Source organism: Patescibacteria group bacterium, from assembly GCA_041645165.1.
Classification (GTDB): Bacteria; Patescibacteriota; Patescibacteriia; order 2-02-FULL-49-11; family 2-02-FULL-49-11; genus 2-02-FULL-49-11.
The window spans coordinates 58,389-78,994 of sequence record JBAZQN010000006.1; the positions used below are offsets into that span (position 1 = coordinate 58,389).

Sequence of the window (20,606 nt, forward strand, 5' to 3'; positions counted from 1 at the left end):
TTATTTTTTCTTCCAAAATTTAAATTTATTAAAAAGTAAAATTCGCCAGCCCAATAATTCAAGACCGATAATTGCTAGCCATGAACCGGGAGTGAGCGGAGTAAAAAAAGCGGCAAGTCCTATTAGCACCAAAACAACGCCGATGGGTTTCTTAATTTTTTGCATTTTCATTGCTTGTTTCTCGTCTTCGTAACAGTCCTTTCGTTATTTCCAATATCGGCACCACCGTTGCCGCCGCGCCCGCAACTATTGCCCAATCAGCGTACGATAAAGCCACGGTCTTAAACGGCACTTGAAGAAAAGGTACATAGATGACGAGCGCCAATAGAAGTAGCTCCCACGCAATAGCGAGGTTCAGCCACCGGTTGGCAAATGGTCGGCGCAATACCGAATAGTGATCCGAACGGAAACTGTATGCCTTGAAAAATTGAATGAGCACCAGCGAGACAAATACCATCGCCATACTCGCGACCAAATCCCGACCAGACTGCAAAGCCCAGACAAACAGACCGACATTGACGAGTGTAGACCATACCCCGCCCGTGACCATCAGCGTAACAACGGAGCGGCTGAAAATTCCGCCAGTCAATTTGCGCGGGGAACGTCGCATGATATTAGCCTCGGGCGGATCCACGGCCAGCGCCAAAGCAGGCAGGCCATCCGTGGCAAGATTCACGTATAAAATCTGCACTGCTGAGAGTGGTAAGGGCAATCCCATAAGCGACGTCACCACCATCAGTCCGATTTCGCCGATGTTTGATGAAATCAAATACATGAGGTATTTTTTTATATTGCTAAAGATAATCCGCCCCTCCTCCACCGCGGCAACAATGGAGGCAAAGTTATCATCGGTCAATATCATGGCCGCCGCTTCTCTGGAGACATCAGTACCAGTAATACCCATGGCAATGCCAATATTGGCTTTCTTGATGGCCGGAGCGTCGTTGACGCCGTCGCCCGTCATAGCCACAATATGGCCGCGACGTTGCAGGGCCTCTACCACTCGCAGTTTGTGTTCGGGCGATACCCGAGCGCAGACGGCGATGTGCTCAATACTTTGTTCTAGCTCGTTATCGCTCATCGCGGAGAGATCGCTGCCAGTAATCACTCGGCCACCGAGGGGCAAAAGGGTCAGTTCCCGCGCAATTGCCTTAGCCGTCACCGGGTGGTCACCGGTGATCATCATGAGTTTAATTCCGGCCTGTCGACAAAGCTCAATGGCCTGTTTCGCCTCCAGCCGGGGCGGATCAATCATGCCAAAGAGGCCCAGGAAAATCATATCTCGCTGCGCCAGCTCAATATCAGTGGCCGGAACATACGCCACTCCAATGACTCGAAGAGCTTCCTCGCCAAAGGTCTGCGTAGCGGCAAGGATAGCAGTGCGCACTTCCTTGGTGAGCGGTTGCACTTCTCCGCTTGTTTGGTAACGAGTGCAGGAGGCGAGAATAATTTCAGCCGCTCCCTTCCCGTACGCCACCGTGCCAAGGGGCGATTGGTGTAGTGTGGTCATTCGTTTACTTTCGGAACTAAAGGGGATTTCGGCCACGCGCCGAAACTGCTCATCCATGAATTCTTTTTGCAGTCCCGCTTTTTCTGCCGCCACGACCAACGCTCCCTCGGTGGGGTCGCCTTTCAAATCCCAAACGCCATCGGTTTTCGCAAGGCGAGCGTCCGAAGAGAGCGCGGCTGCTTGGAGTAAAAGCCGCAGGTTGTCCGTCAACGGATAGGGCTGACCTTGCCATAGAAATTCTCCTCTTGGCTCATATCCGCTGCCGCTCACCTCCAGCACAATTTCGCCATTTAAAAAAATTTTTCGCACGGTCATTTCGTCTTTGGTAAGCGTACCTGTTTTATCCGAGCAGATAATGCTTGTGCATCCCAGGGTTTCTACCGCCGGCAAATGCCGCACCAGGGCGTTCCGTTTGACCATTCGTTGCACGCCAATGGCGAGCGAGATCGTCACCACCGCGGGAAGCGCCTCAGGCACTACCGCGACGGCGAGTGCAATACCAAAGACTATCATCTCAAGTAGCGGTTGCCCTCGGAATAACCCGAGCAGTACGATACCCGCCACCACCGCAAAAGCGGCTTTGGTCAGGGTTTTCGCCACGCGGTCCAAATTTTTTGCTAAAGGAGTTTCTTCCTGCTCCACACTTTGGAGCATCCCCGCAATACGGCCAAATTCTGTCTGCATACCAGTGGCAGTAACTATGGCTCGTCCACGACCGTAGATAGCACTGGTACCTGCAAAAACCATATTGCGACGATCCCCGAGTGGAGATCCTTCCTCACAGGTAAGCTCACTATGTTTTTCTACAGGTACAGATTCACCGGTTAATGCCGCTTCTTCCGCCTTTAGATTCACTGCTTCAATTAAACGAGCGTCAGCCGGGAAGCGATCGCCGGTCGCAAGCACAATAATGTCGCCTGGCACGAGCTCTTGGGCAGGCACTTCTCGCTCCAATCCATCGCGGAAAACCAGAGCTATTGGTGCGGCGAGCCTGCGCAGCGCTTCAAGCGCCCGCCCGGCGCGCCACTCTTGAACAAAACCCAGGACTACGGCAAAGAGTATAATCACCCCAATAGCGATCGCTTCCACCACATGGCCCAAAATACCAGAGAGCGCCGTGGCGACAAGTAGAATAAGAATTAAGGAATTCTTGAACTGATGAAGAAAGAGTGTAAATGGCGAAATTTGGGCGGCGGCAATAAGCTGGTTGGGACCATACTGTTGAAGACGAGTTTGTGCTTCAACATCAGATAATCCAGTAGTTCCGTCGGTCTTGAGTTCAGCGATAGCAGTGGCAGCGGTAAGGGCATGCCAGGGACGGCGGTTTGCTTCATTATTGCCTAAATTCTTATGATGCATAGTTAGTTTTTGATTAAATCATCAACGCCAACATCCAACGCTTTGGCGATTCTCGTTAGTGTTTCAATAGTTGGGTTTGGGTTTGCTCCCGATTCCACTGTAACCACGGTATTAAGCGACAAATCCGCCAGCTTGGACAGGCGATCTTGGGAAATACCTTTGTCCTGCCGGATTTTCTTCAAGTTTTTGGCTATTTTTGAACCTTGATTATTATTTGACATAGGTCTTTGGAAGATATACCATTATATTGTATAGGTTAAAAAGTATCCTTTTACTTTCATCAATTACAATGATAACAAATTTCAAAAGACTTGTCCAAACAAAAGGGAGTTCCTACTTGTCGCCCGCGCACGGGAAGGGTGGGGCAAGGGCGACTATTCTTTTTCTTTTGGACCCGCCGCCCGAAAAATCCGCTGGGGGTTTCCAGCAGGTGGGCAAAAAGGAAGGGGGTTGGGGGGAAGGAATTTTTGCCCATCTGCTCTCCGCGCCGAAGGCGCGGCTGAGGTGGGAGCGGCTCCGCTCTCTTGCTCCTTCAAGAGAAGCAAAGCAAAACATTTTTCAATTCCTTTTAGAAGAAAAAGGGTCGCGCACCAAAATTGAAAAAAGAGAAAAATGTTTTGCTTCGCGCCGCCGTCAGGCGGGCGGAGCCGCAGGACGGGTCAGTTTCGTTCAAAGTAGGTTCGCACTGCGTTCAGTAATTGCGACCAAGTTAGACATTGACAGTTTTCGGAAGAAGGTACGCGCTCGCTTCGCTCGCGCGCTGGGGGGATTTTATTCTGATTTTCCGCCACAATCCGCCATTCGCCCGACCAATCCCAGCCGACTTTTTTGGAGAGCAGGCGGCGGTTCGGGTGCGCGAAGCGCACAACAAATGAAATTTGTATCCAATTTTTTCCTTTCCGCCAAAGGCGGAATACGAAGCCAGTTTTTTAATCCCGCGCTTTACGGCCAAAGGCGACTAACAATATGAACACCAAATACTTTTTATACGCTCGCAAATCAACCGAAGACGAAGAACGGCAAGTGATGAGTATTGAAGCGCAGCTTACGGAGTTGGCTGAATTTGCCAAGCGAGAAAATATTGAAATTGCCGAAACATTTATTGAATCAAAAAGCGCAAAGAAGCCAGGGCGAGAAGTGTTTAACGAGATGATGAGCAGAGTTCAGGAAAGTAAAACTACGGTGGGACTTCTCGCGTGGCACCCGGATCGTCTCGCCCGCAACAGCGTTGATGGCGGTTTGATAATTTACTCCATAGACACCGCCAAAATCGCTTCTTTGCGCTTTCCCACATTTTGGTTTGAGCCAACTCCGCAAGGGCTTTTTATGCTCCAAGTCGCCTTTGGCCAATCAAAATATTATTCCGACAATTTGTCGGAAAATGTAAAGCGCGGGATTCGCCAAAAACTCAGGCGGGGGGAGTGGCCCGGCCTTGCGCCGTTTGGGTATGTGAACAATCCGAAAACACGAACGATTGAGCCAGACCCAACAAAAGCGAGAGTTATCAAAAAAGCGTTTGAAGAATACGCGCAAGGCCGTCATACACTTTTGTCTTTAGGTGAACGCCTGAGTTTTTGGGGCGTGGTGAGCGGAACCGGAAAACCGCTTTGCAAAGCAACGCTCCAACGAATGCTTACCAATAAAGCGCATCTCGGTTTAATTGTCCATAACGACGAAACTTACGAGGGCGGTTTTCCAGCAATTGTTTCCAGAGCGACTTTTGAGAAAGTGCAGGAAGTGTTAAAGAGCCGAGCCAAGCCGCGTCATTCTAAAAAGCGGCATAACTTCCCATTTACCGGACTGCTTACTTGCGGCGAGTGCGGCGCGGCTATTACGGCACAATACGCGCATGGACACGGTGGAACTTACAAATACTATCGTTGCACCAAACGGCTTGGCTCGTGTTCGCAAAGTTATTTGCGCGAGGACTTACTCACCGAACAACTGAAAATAGAAATCTCAAAAGTCGCTCTCTGCGAAGACTCGAAAGAAAAGATGCTGGCGCAAGTGGAAGTGTGGGAAAAAGAAAATATCCAGTCTTCGCAATCTTTCGCCCAAAATTTGGAAAAGGAAATCAAGGAAACCGAACAAAAACTTGATAGATTGGTAAACGCCTTTTTGGACGGAAGCATAGAAAAAGAAACCTACCTTACCAAAAAGGATGAACTCATCACAACCAAAACAGACCTCCAGCAAAGGAAGTCTGATTTTGGGCGAAAGGGAAACAATTGGATCGAACCTTTGCGCGAATGGATTTTAGCCGCTCACCACGCGGAAAAACTGGCTTCGTCAAACGAATTTGATGAAATCAAATCGTTTGTTGAAAAAATTGGAACGAACCGCCGCCTGCTCTCCAAAAAAGTCGGCTGGGATTGGTCGGGCGAATGGCGGATTGTGGCGGAAAATCAGAATAAAATCCCCCCAGCGCGCGAGCGAAGCGAGCGCGTACCTTCTTCCGAAAACTGTCAATGTCTAACTTGGTCGGGGCGGGGAGAATCGAACTCCCGCTACAAGCACCCCATGCTCGCGTACTACCATTATACTACGCCCCGTAAATTGTAGCCCCGAAATCTACTTCGGGGCCATGCATGCCTAACTACCGCCTTGATATCACACTGTGATATCAAGACCTACACCCCGTCAAATTGTAGTCTCGAAAACTAAACTACTCAATGACTTTATGACTTATTGACTTATTGACTAACACAAATGGCTCCAAAGGCTATTAGTAGGCAAGTCAGTCCCTCGCAAGTCAATCGGGCCACGTCTTCCATCAGCTGGCCTCGCACGAGGCTCGGTCAATCCGATACAAGATTCTCTCCCAAAGGAGAAAGGCCGCTGGTTGCTCTCAACCCGATACCGCAGTATCAAGGAAATCAAGCTGACCGACGAAAATTACTTGACGAACCACTTAATCCTACTTATGAGCGCTAAAAGGAGCCACCTCTATTATACCACACCGTCAAGGCTCTTCAAGGTAAACAATTCCCTCAAACTCCAGCTTCGTAAGGTAGAGAAAATGTCCCCTCCTCTACGAAGGACTGCACTGCGAGTCAGAAGCGGTGCAGAGGGAGGTCTCCTGGGGATAACTGGACTGGACACCTTACTCACTATCCCCTACCATAGAAATACTATATGCAAATAACACCCAACCAAACCATGAAGATGAACAAGATGAAGATGTCCTACCCTCAAGGGACTGGTTGGTGTTATGCATAAGGTTTAAATAAAAATTAGGAATACACCTCCAGCCCCAGAGCTGGTTTTTTTGTTTTTACATAATCACAGAAGCCAGTTTAGGCCATTGATACGCCAAAAACACAAAACGTTCATTGACAAGGAGAAGGAATGAAAAAAGTTATTACATGGGTGATAGGATTTATCCTTTCACCTCTAAGCTTTTGGAACGATTTATTTATAAACGTTCCAATAAGCTGGTTCGTTGCTTGGCCGGCGGCACTCATATATCGGCCTGCATTCCCATTCGTATTTTCGGTTGCATATATCGCGACCAACGTGCTGGGAATGCGCATGATGGACACGGCGGTCCATCAAAAAAACAATGGCGTTGTTACATGGGCCAACGCCATCGGCTGTGTGGTGTTACTCGCAGCCGCCAGCTTGGGCTGGATCCCGCTTCCGTTACTCTTTGTCACTGCTTGTGTGGTGGCAAATATGATCGGCGCGATCATTTACCAGATCGCGGGAAATAAAAAGAGGGTCGAACTGTGCATGACCCTTGTTTACACCGCTCTTATAGTAGGAGCGGTATTCATGGAATGGATTCCAATACCCACTCCTTAAAGGCATGACTGATACTTCAAGTCATGCCTTCTGCTTTATGCAAAACTCATAATACGCTGTTTTCGTTCCCGTAAAGCGCAATTATTTTCACGATCGTGAAAATAATGTCCCTTATGTTACCGCAACGCATTCCATGTATCTCATGTTAACACATCAAGTAACACGTGCGGAATCTCATCAATCACATCCGTGGCAAGAAGCCCTTCGCCTTTCAAAGCGCCTGCGAGCTCCCCTGCCTTTCCTGATATCCAGCAGCCTGCTTGCGCGGCAATGAATGGCGTTGCTCCGCGCGCGAGGAGCGCGCCGATAATGCCTGCGAGCACGTCTCCAGTGCCGCCCTTTGTCATGAAGGGTGTGCCTGTGGAATTCACTGCCACTTCCTGTCCGTCAGAAATAATATCCTTATTTCCTTTGAGTACCACGACGCAGCCCAGCGTTCGCGCTGCCTGCTTCACGATTTCTATCCGTTCTTCAAATGGCTTCATGGCAGGATCAATGCCGGTAAGCGCAAAAAATTCTCCTGCGTGCGGGGTAAAGACAAATGGTTTGCCCTTCATCTCTTCAAAATCAATTTTCCTCAACGCACGTATGGCATCCGCGTCAATGACCGCGGGCATGGTGCATTCTTTCATAATCTTCAACAGCGCATCGAACGTACCCTCCTCCCTTCCCGCGCCATTTCCAATGACCATGGCCGTTTTATGTGTCACAAGTTCCCGCATCTTCGGCAAATGCCGATTGGAAATCGCGTCGCCATCAAGCGGCCACGTAACCAGATTGGGATTCGCGCCTGCCGCAGCGTCTGCCGCCCGCTGCGGTGCAACAATGGTTGCTAAATCACATCCTGCCCTCATTGCCGCCAGCGCCACCAGCTGCGGCGCGCCGGTATAGTGCACTGACCCACCTACGACCAAAAGATGGCCATAGTCGTATTTCTTGGCATCCAAAGGACGGGGCTTGTAAATAGAACGTATCAACTCTGCAGATATTACAAATGCCATAAATTATGAAATCCTAAACACTAAACTCTAAACCCTAAACAAATCTAAAATCCAAATATCAAAATCCAAAATGTAAATGTAAAATCTATAAATTTTAATCTATCATTTTGATTTTTGCATTTTGGATTTTACATTCCTCCCCGATAAAACAAAACCTCCCCGTTAAAATCGAGGAAGTTGCAAACATATTAACTCAGGATTAGAACATAATATCTTCCTCTGCCCGCTTGTAGTCGTGGAGGTCTTCCGGAGAAAACCAGTATTCGATTTCATGCGCCGCTTCTTTGGGAGTTTCCGAGGCGTGTACGAGATTGTGGATTCCCCTCCGGTCGCGGTTTGCGGCGGCTGGCGAGTCCACCGAATAATCGCCGCGGATTGTGCCCATCTCCGCCTTGTTGGGCAGGGTGTGCCCGCACACTTTGCGCACCATATCTATCGCATGAATTCCTTCAATGACCATCTTCACCAACGGCCCTTCGGTCATATAGTCAAGCAGCCACCCGCGCACCATTTTGCCGATCTCTTTGGGTTCCCCCGTGCCCAACTCTTTCACTGGATCAAGGCCGTAATGAGAGTACGTATCAAGTGTTTTGTGTCCCAAACGTTCTACCCAAGTGTCATCCTTCGGATAATGCCCATCAATCTGTTCACGGGTTGCAGTAAACATTTTAAGCGCCACGATTTTTAAACCACGCTGCTCAAAGCGCTTCATCACCTCGCCCACCAATCCGCGCTTCACGCCGTCTGGTTTGACCATCACATAAGTTCGTTCTTGTTTGGGGTGAATCATAGTGGAGAATCTAGAAGCTGCCCGATCATCCGATCGGGCATCCGGTCGAATGACCGGATGAATCTAGAATAAGGATAGCATAAAAAAGAAAAAGGATGCAACGTCAAGAAAAAATTCAGCCCTGCTACGCAAAGTGGGCTGTACTGTAGAGAGATACTCAGTTGCTTTCCTAGGTTGCGGTAGCAGGGTCTTTCGACGGGCGGGAGGCACTGGCCCCCCAAATTTTTGCTCCGAACGGAACGGTGGTGCTTGTCAAATAACAGCACCACGGGTGGTCATGCTCCGTCCGGAGCGCTGCCTCGGCGAATGTTCACATTCACAACAGGTGCACACTAACCTGTTGCATCAACTCCGAGGACAATCTATGTTAAGGCCACATCCTGCGAGCAAGGGCTCGCAATCTATGGCTCGAATATTCTGGTGGCCACCAGATGACTAACCCTTTACGAACTTTCAGCTCGTCATTGGTGACCCACCAGCAGTGTTAAGGAGGAGCAAATTTAATTTTATCATCCCTATCCTAGCATATCCACTTACCTTGTCAAATTCCTTAACCTGACACCCTCACCTAACCTCTTCCTTTCTAGGGAGAGGACCGTATAAACTTAGTCCGTCGCTAGTAAATCTCACATCCCCCCGCACATCCGTGCGGAGCACCGTGGCGCCGGCGCGCTCTAATCGCTTCACGGTACGCAAGGACGGATGACCGTAAGGATTATCTTTGCCTGCGGATATGACAGCATACTGGGGCGCGACCGCATTAATAAATTCCTCTGAATTCGCATCCGAGCTTCCGTGATGGCCCACTTTCAGCACATTGCTTTCCAAATCCCACTCACCCGCCGCAAGTATCCCTTCCTCCATTGCAACCGGCGCATCGCCCATGAAGAGAAATGACGATTCTCCGTAGGCAAAACGCAGGACCACGGAAGTGCCGTTTAACTCTTCAACGCGTATCCCTTCCAAACCCTCCTGCGGCGCGAGCACACTGAATTCTCCGTTTCCTAATTCAAACGAATCGCCTGAAGCCACAAACTGCACGGGGATATTTCTCCCCCGCACTTCATCTAAAAACGCAAGATACTCATCGGTCGTGTGCGCCACGCCTGTCATCACTACTTTTTCCACCTTATAGCGCTTCAACACTTCCACTAAGCCTGTCACGTGATCCGTGTGCGGATGAGTAAGCACTACATACTCGATCGTGCGGTCCCACCACGGCAGGGCGCTGCCGAGTTTGCTTAAAATGCCCGCGTCCGGCCCCCCGTCAATGAGCGCTTGCTGTCCTCGGGGAATATTAATCAACGCCGCGTCTCCCTGCCCGACGTCGAAAAACGTAACCTCCAATTTCTTGCTGCGCAGGTATAAGGGAAAAGAATACGCGAGAAACAGAAGGGCTACCGCGCCGATGGCAATAGGGAAGCGATGCGCTTCGATCCCGTGTATTATTTTTTTCCAATAAGGTTCCTGCGCGCGTGCGGGTTGATCCTTTTTCCCCTTCTCTTCTAACATGATGACCGGTTCGCGGAACAGCGATTCGTCAATCGGCACGAGGGCAATTTCCATTGACTGTGCTGCGATCGTTTCTTTCGATTTCATGAGAGAGGGGGCAAAGAAGCGTGCGCGATAGCGCTGTTTAAAATTACCCCAAAGGAGAACCAATAACCTCCTCTGCCACCAGCCGATGATTGCGAGCGCATACAGCGCGACCACCGCAGTCCACGACCATGAAGGCACCTGCAATGCGGCGCCCGGCACTTGAGCGAGTGCGTGCGCAACCGCAAGAAACGCATGCGCCATAACCCACACCATCGCGCCTACCGCTTCTCCCGCAAGAGGAAACACGCCTACGATGCCTGCGATGAATCCAATCGCCATCAAGAATGGCACCCATGGCACGAGCATGAGATTCGCAATCGGAGATATGACGGACACTCGGTCAAAACTGCCTACCAAGAGCGGCAAGGTGGTCACCTGCGCGGCTAAGGTCAGCGCAATGATTTCGCGCAATTTCCATCGCTCGGGGATAAAGGCGAGACGGCGCATGAGATGAGGGCTCACTAAGAGAATACCCACAGTCGCTAAGAATGATAAATCAAACCCAAGATCATCCCGCAAAAGCCTTGGATTCAAGAGAAGCATCCCGGCGGCCACCAGCGTCAAGCCTGACAGCGGCTTATACATCCGGTCGCTCACATACGCGGCGTGCAGCATGAGCCCCATCACCGCGGCGCGCACCACGGACGCGCTTCCGCCCACCAAGACGGTAAAACCACTTATGATGATAACCAGAAAAGGAAAAGCGATGTGCCTGCGCACGAACAGCGTGAGCAATCCGAGGATCCCCGTCGCAATGATCGTGATATTATAGCCGGAGATCGCAATAAGATGGCTGATGCCGGTGCGGGTAAAATCATCATTCACCGATTCCGGAATTCTGCCTCGTGCGCCGGTAAGGAGTGCGGACAAGAATGCGCCTTCAGGCTCCGGTATCACTCTTGCCAATGATGTAATAAAATCCCTTTTCAGCCTGCTAAGCGCCCATCTGATGCTGCGTTTTCCTGCAGTATGGGAAATGACCTCCGGATACGGGCACAATGAGTAAATACCGTCTTTGGCAAGATAACGAGGGTAATCAAAATCATTGAATGGCTCCGGTTTCTTCACCACGCATCTGAATTGGACCACGTCCCCTGTTTCATACTCCACGACCGCAGGCACAGTTGCCAATATTTTTCCAGTCACGGCACGACGCTCATTGTTCACCGCCACCTCATGCGCGCTGACTACTGCGCGCGTCGTCCTCATCCGCATATCGGGATTGGCTGCCACAATCCCAGTGAGCGTCACCTCAACTCCCGCAAAATGAGAAACGTCAAAAAGAGAAGGAGGTTGGAGCGCCCCCGCCAACCTCCCCATGCTAATGGCAGCAACAAGAATTACGGCGCCCAGAATGCGCATTCTGCCTTTCCTCCCGAGCACGATAATGACAATGCCGCATAAACCAAAAGTATAATTGAGCAGCAAAGGTATGGCTATCCACGACCGAAAAGCAATGCCTGCAATAAACGCTGCCGCAAGGGTAAAGATAATGGTGGAGCGGCGGAACATAAATATGAAAAATCCCAAACCCCAATATCCAATGACCAATAAAATCCCAATGACTCAATGACCAATTTTGGATTTGGATTTTGGGTCATTATTAGGATTTGGAAATTGGTTATTGGGATTTACTCCCTGGAGACAGTTTAAGATAACTTTCCACTAAATCATCTAAGCAACCATCGAGAACTTCATCAACCTGCTTTGTCTCATACTCCGTCCGATGGTCTTTGACCAGCTTATACGGCTGCAACACGTAGGAGCGCGCTTGGTTGCCCCATGCCGCTTCCGTGTACTCACCGCGCAGAAGCTGCTTTTCTTCTTCCCTTTTTGCTTCTTCCAAGGCTTTGAGTTTGGAGGCAAGAATCCTCATTGCAATTTCCTTATTTTGAAGTTGTGAACGCTCATTTTGACAAGAGACGGTAATGCCGGTGGGGATATGGACCACACGCACGGCAGAATACGTGGTCTGCACTGACTGCCCGCCATGGCCGGATGAAAGAAATGTGTCTATCCGCAGATCACCGGGCTCGATCTTCATCTCTTCTATCTCTTCGAGCTCCGGCAATACTTCCACCAAGGCAAAAGAAGTATGCCGCATCTTTTCGGCGTCAAAAGGAGAAATGCGCACCAAGCGATGCACGCCGGCTTCGGACTTCAAATACCCATACGCGTAGGCGCCCTCTATCCGCAGCAGCGCGCTTTTGTACCCCGCTTCCTGCCCCCGCGATTCGTCGAGCACGGTGACCCGCCAGCCCCTTTTCTCGCTGAAGCGTAAATACATGCGCAGGAGCATTCCGGTCCAGTCCATGGCGTCCACGCCGCCCGTGCCCGCATGGAGCGCCATGATGACGTTCTTCCGATCATGCGGACCTGAAAGCAATACATGGAATTCCAGTTTCGAGAAAGCATCTTCCAAATCTGCCAGTTTCTTCACCACGTCTTCCTCAACTGAAACGTCCTTTTCCCTCATGGCCAAATCCGCAAACTCAAGCAATTCATCCGTGCCATTGCGCAGCGTCTCCCATTCTTTCTGTTCTTCCTGCATTCCCGCAAGCGCCTGTGATACCTTCCGCGCCACTGCCTGATCAATCCAAAAATCAGGCTTTAAGGTCTTTGCCTCGAGCTCCCGTATCTCTTTCTGCTTCTCGTCCAAATTCAAAAACGCCCATGTGCGCTCAATCTTGCCTTTTAAATTCCTAATGCGGTCAATAAGTTCGTTCATACTTAATGTTCGTAATGGGGTTACGGCAACGAAACCCGTCTCGTCCAACGGATACGTCTGACGTAAACGTATCACAAAACGGACATCATAACCATAAGTAACTATTCACCTTTCCCCAAAGGAAACCTCCCCATCCCCTCCTTTAGTAAGGAGGGGACAAGGGGTGGTGTCTATAACTCGCTTATTTTGGAAAACACTGAATACTAACAACTATAAGGGTTGACTCCATTTTTCAGATACGTTAGTATAAAAACATGAAACAGATGATGCATCTCATCAATAATAATACTTATGCGCGGAGCTGAAGCTGGTCGCGCCCTTTCTGTTTCTCCCACACTTTACGCCAGCACAGCCTCCGCCCCTCAATAAGGGACGGGGGTCTTGATTTTTCCGGGGTAGTTGAGTGGTACAACGCCACGCTGCCTGCCCGCCGAACTCTGGGGTAGTTTAATGGTAAAACGCTACGCTGTTAACGTAGTTAGTGGAGGTTCGATTCCTCCCCCCAGAGTCCGTTGAGGCAGGCGGGTTAACGTGGATTTCGCAGGTTCGAATCCTGCCCCCGGAGTTGCTTCATAAAGAATCTTTACCCCGAGTTTATCTCGAGGCACCCCTGGCAGGTTCGCCCGATCATTCGATCGGGCGCCCCCAGAGTAGAATTATCTATAGTAGCGTCGGAGCTTGTCTCCGACCACGTGGGTGGCAGTTAAACTGCCACGCTACTGTGATATATCCACTGATGCATGAAGGAAATCTATGCCGGATACGCTTGCTCACACCATCCATCGCTATTACACCTATAACTTCCTCAGAGACCTCTTCTTTCTCTCGGCAGTGCTCGTCCCCTTCTTCACTGACTGGGGCGGCATTACCCTTTTCCAGGTTCAAATACTCCAGTCATGGTTCATGTTGTGGATATTTATTTTAGAAATACCGACCGGCGCGGTGGCGGATTACCTGGGAAGGAAATACTCTTTGGCGCTTGGTGCGTTTGCGGCTATGGGCGGCGCGCTCCTCTATGGCAGCATTCCGAAATTCGAAATATTTTTGGTGAGCGAGTTCCTCTTTGCGCTTGGCGCCGCGCTCGCCTCCGGCGCCGATCACGCGCTCATCTACGATACCCTGATAGAGCAAAAACAAGAATCTAGGGCGACCGAGGTATTTGGAAAAGCCCATTCATGGAAATTAGCGGGTATATTAACCTCTGCTCCCTTAGGCAGCTTTCTCGCGTCCCGCATGGGACTGAATGCTCCCATGCTCTTCACTGCGCTCCCACTCGGTCTTGCATCCTTGTACGCCTTATCTCTCCACGAGCCGAAAGTGCACCAAAGAGTATCGGAAAGCGTCCGCTATCTTAAAATTATCAAAGAAGGCTTCCAGTTTTTCTGCCAACATCGCGCTCTCAAACTCTTAGCGCTTGACGTCATCATGGTGGCGTCAGCTGGATACTTCGTCATCTGGTATTACCAGCCGCTCCTCCAGCGCGCCCATATACCGATTGCCTACTTTGGGATTGGCCACATGATCCTCACCTTTGCGGAGATCCTCATCATGCGCTCTGCCGCCTCCCTTTTGAAACTGTTCCGCACGGAAAAGAGGTTCCTTATTTCCACCGCACTCTTCACTGCTATTCCCTTTGCCATGGTGGCGATCTTCCCTTCCCTGCCTACCATACTTTTGTTCATCATTTTTGCAGGAGGATTCGGCCTTACGCGATCAGAATTCGTCGCAGTCTTTATGAACCGCCATATCCCCTCTGACAAGCGCGCTACCGTGCTTTCCTCCATATCCATGTTCCGCAGACTCGCGCTCGTTATCTTAAATCCCCTCATCGGATTCATAGCAACCCATTCGCTCAATGCGGCGCTGCTCGTGGTGGGCGTGTTGCCCTTATCCCTCTTCTTCTTTTCGCCGTTATTTAAACAAAAATACGTAATCAGTGAAGTGTGTAATGACAAAAAATAAAAAGGACATAGAGTAATTGCTTACTGACTTACCTCAGAAGCGAAGGAATACCAATTTTTCGAGGATTTAGGCGCGAGGGACGCTAGGTCGCGTCCGCAGAAAAATTGCGTATTTCTGAGCCGAGTGAGCGTGAGTGAGTAGTTGTGGTATAAATTTTTTACACTCACGTATTTTCGTGGTAAGATAAATAACATTTTATTCCCCTTAATATCATTCTTTTTTCGCTTTTGGAGGGAGCTTTCAAGAATGATGGAGAAAGGCATTGTATGACTCCAGAAGAAGTCATTAAACGGGTAAATGAAGATAACGTTTCATTCATCCACCTCCAGTTCGTGGATCTGCCGGGATCCTTGAAGGAGATCACGATCACGCCAGCGGAATTGCCGCACGCGCTCACAAAAGGCGTATGGTTTGACGGATCCTCGATTGACGGATTCGTGCGCATTTTCGAAAGCGACATGATCCTGAAACCCGACACCAGCACCTATACCGTATTGCCGTGGACGTCGGGCGCGACCAAATCCTGCAGGATGCTCTGCGACGTCTATCAGGAAGAGCAGCCGTTTCCCGGCGATCCGCGCTGGATCCTGAAACAAGCGGCCCAGCGGGCCCGCACGCAAGGATTTACGTATTATACCGGCCCAGAAATAGAATTTTTCCTTCTGGAGCGCAAAGACGGCGGCATGGATCTTAGTCCTCATGACCACGCAGGCTATTTTGACGCCGCGCCCACGGATCTTGCGACGGAATTCAGGAAAGAGGTCATCATCGCGCTCCATGCCATGGGCATTCCTGCGGAAGCGGCGCACCACGAGGTTGCCATAGGACAGCATGAAATAGACATCCGCTACGGCGAAGCAGTGCAGACCGCCGACAATGTCATGACGTTGAAATATGTCATCCGCTCCATAGCCTCGCGGCACAATCTCGCGGTGACCTTCATGCCCAAACCTTATTTCGGCATCAACGGCTCCGGCATGCACACGCACCAAAGCCTCTTCCGCGGCAGCGAAAATGCGTTTTTCGACGCAAATGGCCACTACCGGCTGTCAGACCTCGCGCATTCATTCGTCGCTGGGCAAATCAGGCATGCCCGCGCGCTTTCCGCGATCCTCTCGCCCACCGTCAATTCATACAAACGCCTGGTGCCCGGATATGAAGCGCCTATCTTTGTCTGTTGGGCGCAGATAAACCGCGCCGCCTGGATCAGGGTGCCGCGCACAAGTCCCGGGAGAGAAACATCCACCCGCGTGGAACTGCGCTCGCCTGACCCGTCTTGCAATCCGTACCTCACCTTTGCCGTCATGCTCTCCGCAGGGCTTGACGGCATTGCGAACCGATTGACGCCACCTGCGCCCGTGGAAGAAAATATCTACCATCTGACCCATGATGATATCGCGCATAAAAATATCACCACGCTCCCCGCAAGCCTTAATGAAGCGCTTACTGCCCTAAAGGAAGACTTCATCGTGCGCGACACGCTCGGCCCCCATGCCTATGAAAAATTCCTTGAAGCGGCCGATTCCGACATCGCCGAGTACCGCGAACAGCACCTCCTGCAAGTATCCAAATGGGAACGACAGAGGTATATGAATAGGTAAACGCTGACTGACGCTGAACTTCACGCGGACTTACGCGGAAATATTGAAACCGCTCCGATATTGAATCGGAGCGGTTGGCGTATAGTGGCGTAGTGATGGCGTCTTCTGGCTTCTACTTTGTTATTGTTCCTTAAACTGCTCGAGTTTTACCCTTACTTCCTTCTCTTCGCCTTTATGTAAAATTTTCAGCGTCACGGTATCGCCGGGCGAGTGCTCAGCGATAAGCCGCGCGAGAGAATTGTCTTTATCCACCTTTTGCCCATCAAGTTCCAGGATAATATCATTTTCCACCAATCCCGCCTTGTCTGCCGGCGACCCCGGCATTATGGCAAGATCCGTGCGCTGCTCGCCTCTCGTAATGAGTGCGCCCTCTTGCACCGGCAGCTGATTCGCTTTGGCTATCTCTTCATTAATCATTACATAACGCACCCCCACATACGGACGTATAATTTTGCCGTATTTTTCCACGGAATCTATGACGCGTTTTGCTTCATTAATGGGGAGCGCAAATCCTATGAGCTGGCCTGCCTGCGACATGGCGGTATTCACGCCGATTACTTCGCCTTGGAGATTTAGCAGCGGGCCGCCGGAATTCCCCGGATTGATTGCCGCATCGGTCTGGATGGCTCCCTCGATCACCTCGCTCCCGTCCGCGGTGCCGGATGCGGTCACCGTGCGGCCGATGCCGGAAACAACTCCCTTGGTCACGGTATTGCGGAATTCGCCCAAGGCATTGCCGATCGCGATCACGGTTTCCCCGATCTTGACGGAATCAGAATCGCCGAGGCTTAATGGCGTGAGGTTTCTCATGTCAATTTTCACCACTGCGAGATCAAGCACGGGATCGCGCGCGAGCACAGTCGCGGTATAACGCTTCCCGTCATTCATAAGTACCGTGTATTCGGCTTCAGTATCATCAACCACATGCTTATTGGTGAGGATCAGGCCATCGCTCGAAACCACAAACCCCGTGCCGCCTCCCACCTCCTGCTTGCCCTGCGGAGCCTGTTGCTGGAATTGGGGGAGATTAAACTGAAATCCGGGGAACTGGAAAAAGAAATCGTTAAAGGGCGACGAAAATGGCGTGTTGGAATAAACCTTTGAAAGGTCTTTCGTCACGATAATGGAAACCACCGCGGGTGATGCGCGTTTTACCACCTCCGTGGTAGCGTCTTCCTCGCTCAAATCCGCTCCTGACAATGGCAGCGCACCGCCCTCGTTCCTCACTTGAGCACTTTCCTGCAGTATGGTACTGCGGGATACTCGCAGAGGAGAGGGAAGAAAGTTAAAAATAGATGAAGTGGAAAAAAGCGCGGCCGCATATCCGGCAATCCCGCCGCTTATGCCCCCAATAAAAAAACTGATAAGCACCACCACGACCGCAGTCCTGCCTGCTCGCGCAGGCGAGCCGGCGCGGGAGGGTGGCGATAGGTTTGGATTATTCATACTATCCATAGGTATCTATTCAATATTCAGTAGTCTTCAGTGTACCATTCAGTGTTATTCAGTGTTCACCTTCCTTGCTCAAACTGTTTTAATTGCCCCTCGAGATTCTCAAATATTCCCCCGCTGCTCTTCAGAGATCCGCTCACATCCAACAACTCTTTGTAAGTGCTTCCGTACTGCTTTATGAGCGGGGGAAGATAAATAATCGCCGCAATAAGTGGCGCAATGATGAAGAAGAGATACAGCGTGCTTATGACCCGCCCCCAGAGAATATACTTCCTCACTTTTTCAGAATTTGCGTACAGCGCGCGCAACAAGGTATCATGCTCCTTGAGTATTTGTTCCATTTTTTCGAGTCGTTGCGTTTCGGGTAAATCCGGCATACCTCATATATCAACATCCAACGCCACACATGGCGAGGATGGTAGTGTTCATTTGTATGGTTGCGACCTTGAGTTGTTGATGCATAATCTTGTGTAATGATACGTTTGGCGATCGGTGAGGGGGCTTTAAGATACCGCTCAACACTCTGACCCATACTCTCTCTCATAAATCTTATTTTCTGCTCATGAGGTTAGCCTCCCTCCTGGATGGTTGTATTGCGGGGCATAGTACTCCTATCATAGCAAACCCTCCTCTAACCCGTAAAGCGTTTTATCCCCTCCACGCTTTCCGCTATACTATACCTGCCTTCACGCAAACGTAAATTAGTAATTGCTCACCATCTTCAACTCGACGCGAAGGAATGCCAATTTTCGAGGACTTATGCCTGTGTCAGATAGGCATAAGCGCGAGGGCCGCGAGATCGCGTCCGCAGAAAATTGTGCATTCCAAGCGGCGAGGGCTGTTGAGTGAGTAATTACATCAATAAAATTACCCATGTTACAAAAACGCACTATAATCATCACCATTATCATAGCCTTCGGTTCGTGCCTGGTCGGATTTGCAGGATATTATCTCTCCACATATTTCTTCTACAATACTCTAGAGCAGAATATTTCAACCATTACGCACGAGCTAACTCCTCCGCTCCCAGAAGTCTCTCCAGGCACACATCCCCTTACAGGTCTACCTTACCCTGCGACAACGCCGATCCGAAAACCTTTCGCCGTCGTAATAGACAATACGCCGGAAGCGCGGCCTCAATATGGCTTATCAGCGGCTGATATCGTTTATGAAACGCTCACCGAAGGCGGCGTCACGCGGCTGCTCGCGCTCTTCTCCTCTCAACAGCCGCTCCGGATCGGGCCCATACGTAGTGCTCGCCCTTACTTTATCCGGCAGGCTCAAGACTGGGATGCTGTTTTCGCGCATTCAGGAGGCAGCACACACGCACTAGAAATGCTCAAAACAGGGGTTCCGCGCATTAATAATCTCGATGAATTCTCCAACGGCAATGCGTTTGTGCGCACCTCACAAACCCCGCCGCACAACCTCTTCGCCTCTTATGTAGCGCTGGAAACCCTTGCGGAAAATAAAGCATTGCCTCTCGACCTTACCGCGCTCCCCAGCTGGGCCTATACCACAAACACCCCCGAAGGTCCTACGACCACTTCCTTTACCATTCCTTATAACCTTGCTTCCATGAAGGTTTCTTATCAATATGACGAATCCTTGCAGACATACACCCGTGTGCTCGGCGGCCAGCCGCACCGCGATGCGGAAACGAATAAGCCGCTCTCTCCTGCCAATATAATCCTTGAGTTCAGGGAAATGGCAGATATCCCTGATCCGCAAAAACTGGGGCTGATTGATTTTGCGTATGCGGGCGCAGGAGACGCAATGGTCTTCACGAAAGGAAAAAGGATCAACGGCCGCTGGACCCGTTCCAGCGACGGCCCCACCGTCTATGCCACCATCACCGGCCGCACCATAGCGCTTAAGCCCGGGCAAACCTTCATCGATGTGCTCCCCGCCACCATGCGCGAAGAAATACTTTCAACAATACAATAAGTTCCATAGATTTTCCCCTCGTATTTCAACATACCAGTAATAATCAGTTAAAAAAAAACGTCCGCATTAGCTACGATCGTACTATGTACGGACGTTTTTATTTAGTGTATATTTGAGCCATACCACCCACTCACCATTCTCTTAACCGTGTTATGTCTCTACGCACTTCTGTCCCCCTCACCGAACAGCTCATTGGTTTCCTCTCCGGACTTGAGGATATGTTTGATTTCCCGCGCTCTATGCGGCAGGTGGTATATAAACATGAATATGAGCATTATAAACTCATTCGACGGCGAAGTGCAGCCATCCGGCGCGAACGCGAACGCGTGAGGAAAGCGCTCTGGAATCTTGAAAAGGCCGATCTCATTACCATGATCCACGGTAAGAAAGGCGCCGAGCAGTATCGTCTTACTCCGAAGGGCTGGTTAAAATTTGGCCTTGTATATTCTCCCAAGTTAAAAAAAGCGATACCATCCAAATCAATTGATACAATTAAAGAAGGCTCCTATGTCGTCATTTTCGATATCCCAGAAAAATATCGAAGGTTCCGCGATGTGCTGCGTAATATCTTACTAAATATTGGTTGCAAACCACTCCAAAAAAGTATCTTCCTCACCACTGATAAGGACACGATCCGCTTTGTCGCGCGTATTATCGCAAATTGCGAACTCGAGGATCGCGTTAAAATCCTTCTAGTGAAATCTATCCTATAATTCCCCTTTCAATCATTTTTACATCACCGATATAGATCATTAGAAACTGTTACCGTAGAGGGGATTTAAAATTGGGATCGACCGCAGCGCTTTTGAGTATCGTACAGGATTTGTAATCGCTTTTCAACTTCACGTTTCAG

General features: G+C 50.2%; 15 protein-coding genes and 2 tRNA genes. 7 read left to right on the forward strand and 10 right to left on the reverse strand.

Annotation, left to right across the window (positions count from 1 at the left end; genetic code table 11):
• From WC659_03275 to WC659_03285, 3 genes are read right to left on the reverse strand one after another with little or no spacing between them, the layout of a single operon-like run.
• The gene (locus WC659_03275; GenBank protein MFA4872929.1) at positions 1–171 is read right to left on the reverse strand and encodes a hypothetical protein; all 171 of its coding nucleotides are present in this window, start codon (positions 169–171) and stop codon (positions 1–3) included.
• Positions 152–2,869, reverse strand: coding sequence for a cation-translocating P-type ATPase (locus WC659_03280; protein ID MFA4872930.1), 2,718 nt, complete (start codon positions 2,867–2,869; stop codon positions 152–154). The genes WC659_03275 and WC659_03280 overlap by 20 nt, the downstream gene beginning before the upstream one ends.
• Before the next feature lie 2 nt (positions 2,870–2,871).
• Positions 2,872–3,090: a helix-turn-helix transcriptional regulator gene (locus tag WC659_03285; GenBank protein ID MFA4872931.1), complete on the reverse strand. Its 219-nt coding sequence runs from the start codon at positions 3,088–3,090 to the stop codon at positions 2,872–2,874.
• A gap of 68 nt (positions 3,091–3,158) precedes the next feature.
• Here WC659_03285 and WC659_03290 point away from each other — a divergent pair, with 68 nt between their 5' ends.
• A complete protein-coding gene (locus WC659_03290; protein MFA4872932.1) occupies positions 3,159–3,839 on the forward strand; it encodes a hypothetical protein in 681 nt (226 codons plus the stop codon).
• A gap of 1,508 nt (positions 3,840–5,347) precedes the next feature.
• Here the strand turns inward: WC659_03290 and WC659_03295 are convergent.
• Positions 5,348–5,421 (reverse strand) — tRNA-Pro (locus WC659_03295).
• Positions 5,422–6,217: 796 nt separating this feature from the next.
• Between WC659_03295 and WC659_03300 the strand changes: the two genes are divergently transcribed.
• Positions 6,218–6,673 carry a hypothetical protein gene (locus WC659_03300; GenBank protein MFA4872933.1) on the forward strand — a complete coding sequence of 152 codons (456 nt, stop codon included), beginning with the start codon at positions 6,218–6,220 and terminating at the stop codon, positions 6,671–6,673.
• Positions 6,674–6,813: 140 nt separating this feature from the next.
• Here the strand turns inward: WC659_03300 and WC659_03305 are convergent, their stop codons facing one another.
• The 4 genes from WC659_03305 to prfB form a co-directional block, all read right to left on the reverse strand.
• The gene (locus WC659_03305; GenBank protein ID MFA4872934.1) at positions 6,814–7,674 is read right to left on the reverse strand and encodes an NAD(P)H-hydrate dehydratase; all 861 of its coding nucleotides are present in this window, start codon (positions 7,672–7,674) and stop codon (positions 6,814–6,816) included.
• Between the two features lie 199 nt (positions 7,675–7,873).
• A complete protein-coding gene (locus WC659_03310) occupies positions 7,874–8,464 on the reverse strand; it encodes a nucleoside-diphosphate kinase (protein ID MFA4872935.1) in 591 nt (196 codons plus the stop codon).
• Positions 8,465–9,028: 564 nt separating this feature from the next.
• Positions 9,029–11,575 (reverse strand): ComEC/Rec2 family competence protein, encoded by a 2,547-nt coding sequence (locus WC659_03315; GenBank protein MFA4872936.1) that lies wholly within the window; start codon positions 11,573–11,575, stop codon positions 9,029–9,031.
• A 109-nt stretch (positions 11,576–11,684) separates the two neighbouring features.
• Positions 11,685–12,791, reverse strand: a complete 1,107-nt coding sequence (gene prfB / locus WC659_03320; GenBank protein MFA4872937.1) for a peptide chain release factor 2 — start codon at positions 12,789–12,791, stop codon at positions 11,685–11,687.
• A 436-nt stretch (positions 12,792–13,227) separates the two neighbouring features.
• Between prfB and WC659_03325 the strand changes: the two genes are divergently transcribed.
• From WC659_03325 to glnA, 3 genes are all read left to right on the forward strand, one after another.
• Positions 13,228–13,299, forward strand: a tRNA-Asn gene (locus WC659_03325).
• Between the two features lie 245 nt (positions 13,300–13,544).
• Positions 13,545–14,753 carry an MFS transporter gene (locus tag WC659_03330; GenBank protein ID MFA4872938.1) on the forward strand — a complete coding sequence of 403 codons (1,209 nt, stop codon included), beginning with the start codon at positions 13,545–13,547 and terminating at the stop codon, positions 14,751–14,753.
• Between the two features lie 266 nt (positions 14,754–15,019).
• Positions 15,020–16,354, forward strand: a complete 1,335-nt coding sequence (gene glnA, locus WC659_03335; GenBank protein ID MFA4872939.1) for a type I glutamate--ammonia ligase — start codon at positions 15,020–15,022, stop codon at positions 16,352–16,354.
• Positions 16,355–16,474: 120 nt separating this feature from the next.
• Here glnA and WC659_03340 read toward each other — a convergent pair whose 3' ends face one another.
• Together WC659_03340 and WC659_03345 are read right to left on the reverse strand one after the other, a co-directional pair.
• Positions 16,475–17,800: a trypsin-like peptidase domain-containing protein gene (locus WC659_03340; GenBank protein ID MFA4872940.1), complete on the reverse strand. Its 1,326-nt coding sequence runs from the start codon at positions 17,798–17,800 to the stop codon at positions 16,475–16,477.
• Positions 17,801–17,865: 65 nt separating this feature from the next.
• Complete coding sequence (locus WC659_03345; GenBank protein ID MFA4872941.1) at positions 17,866–18,183, reverse strand: hypothetical protein; 318 nt, start codon at positions 18,181–18,183, stop codon at positions 17,866–17,868.
• A 496-nt stretch (positions 18,184–18,679) separates the two neighbouring features.
• Here WC659_03345 and WC659_03350 point away from each other — a divergent pair, with 496 nt between their 5' ends.
• Positions 18,680–19,753 (forward strand): DUF3048 domain-containing protein, encoded by a 1,074-nt coding sequence (locus WC659_03350; GenBank protein ID MFA4872942.1) that lies wholly within the window; start codon positions 18,680–18,682, stop codon positions 19,751–19,753.
• Between the two features lie 152 nt (positions 19,754–19,905).
• Positions 19,906–20,466 (forward strand): hypothetical protein, encoded by a 561-nt coding sequence (locus WC659_03355; protein MFA4872943.1) that lies wholly within the window; start codon positions 19,906–19,908, stop codon positions 20,464–20,466.
• The last annotated feature ends 140 nt before the right edge of the window (positions 20,467–20,606 follow it).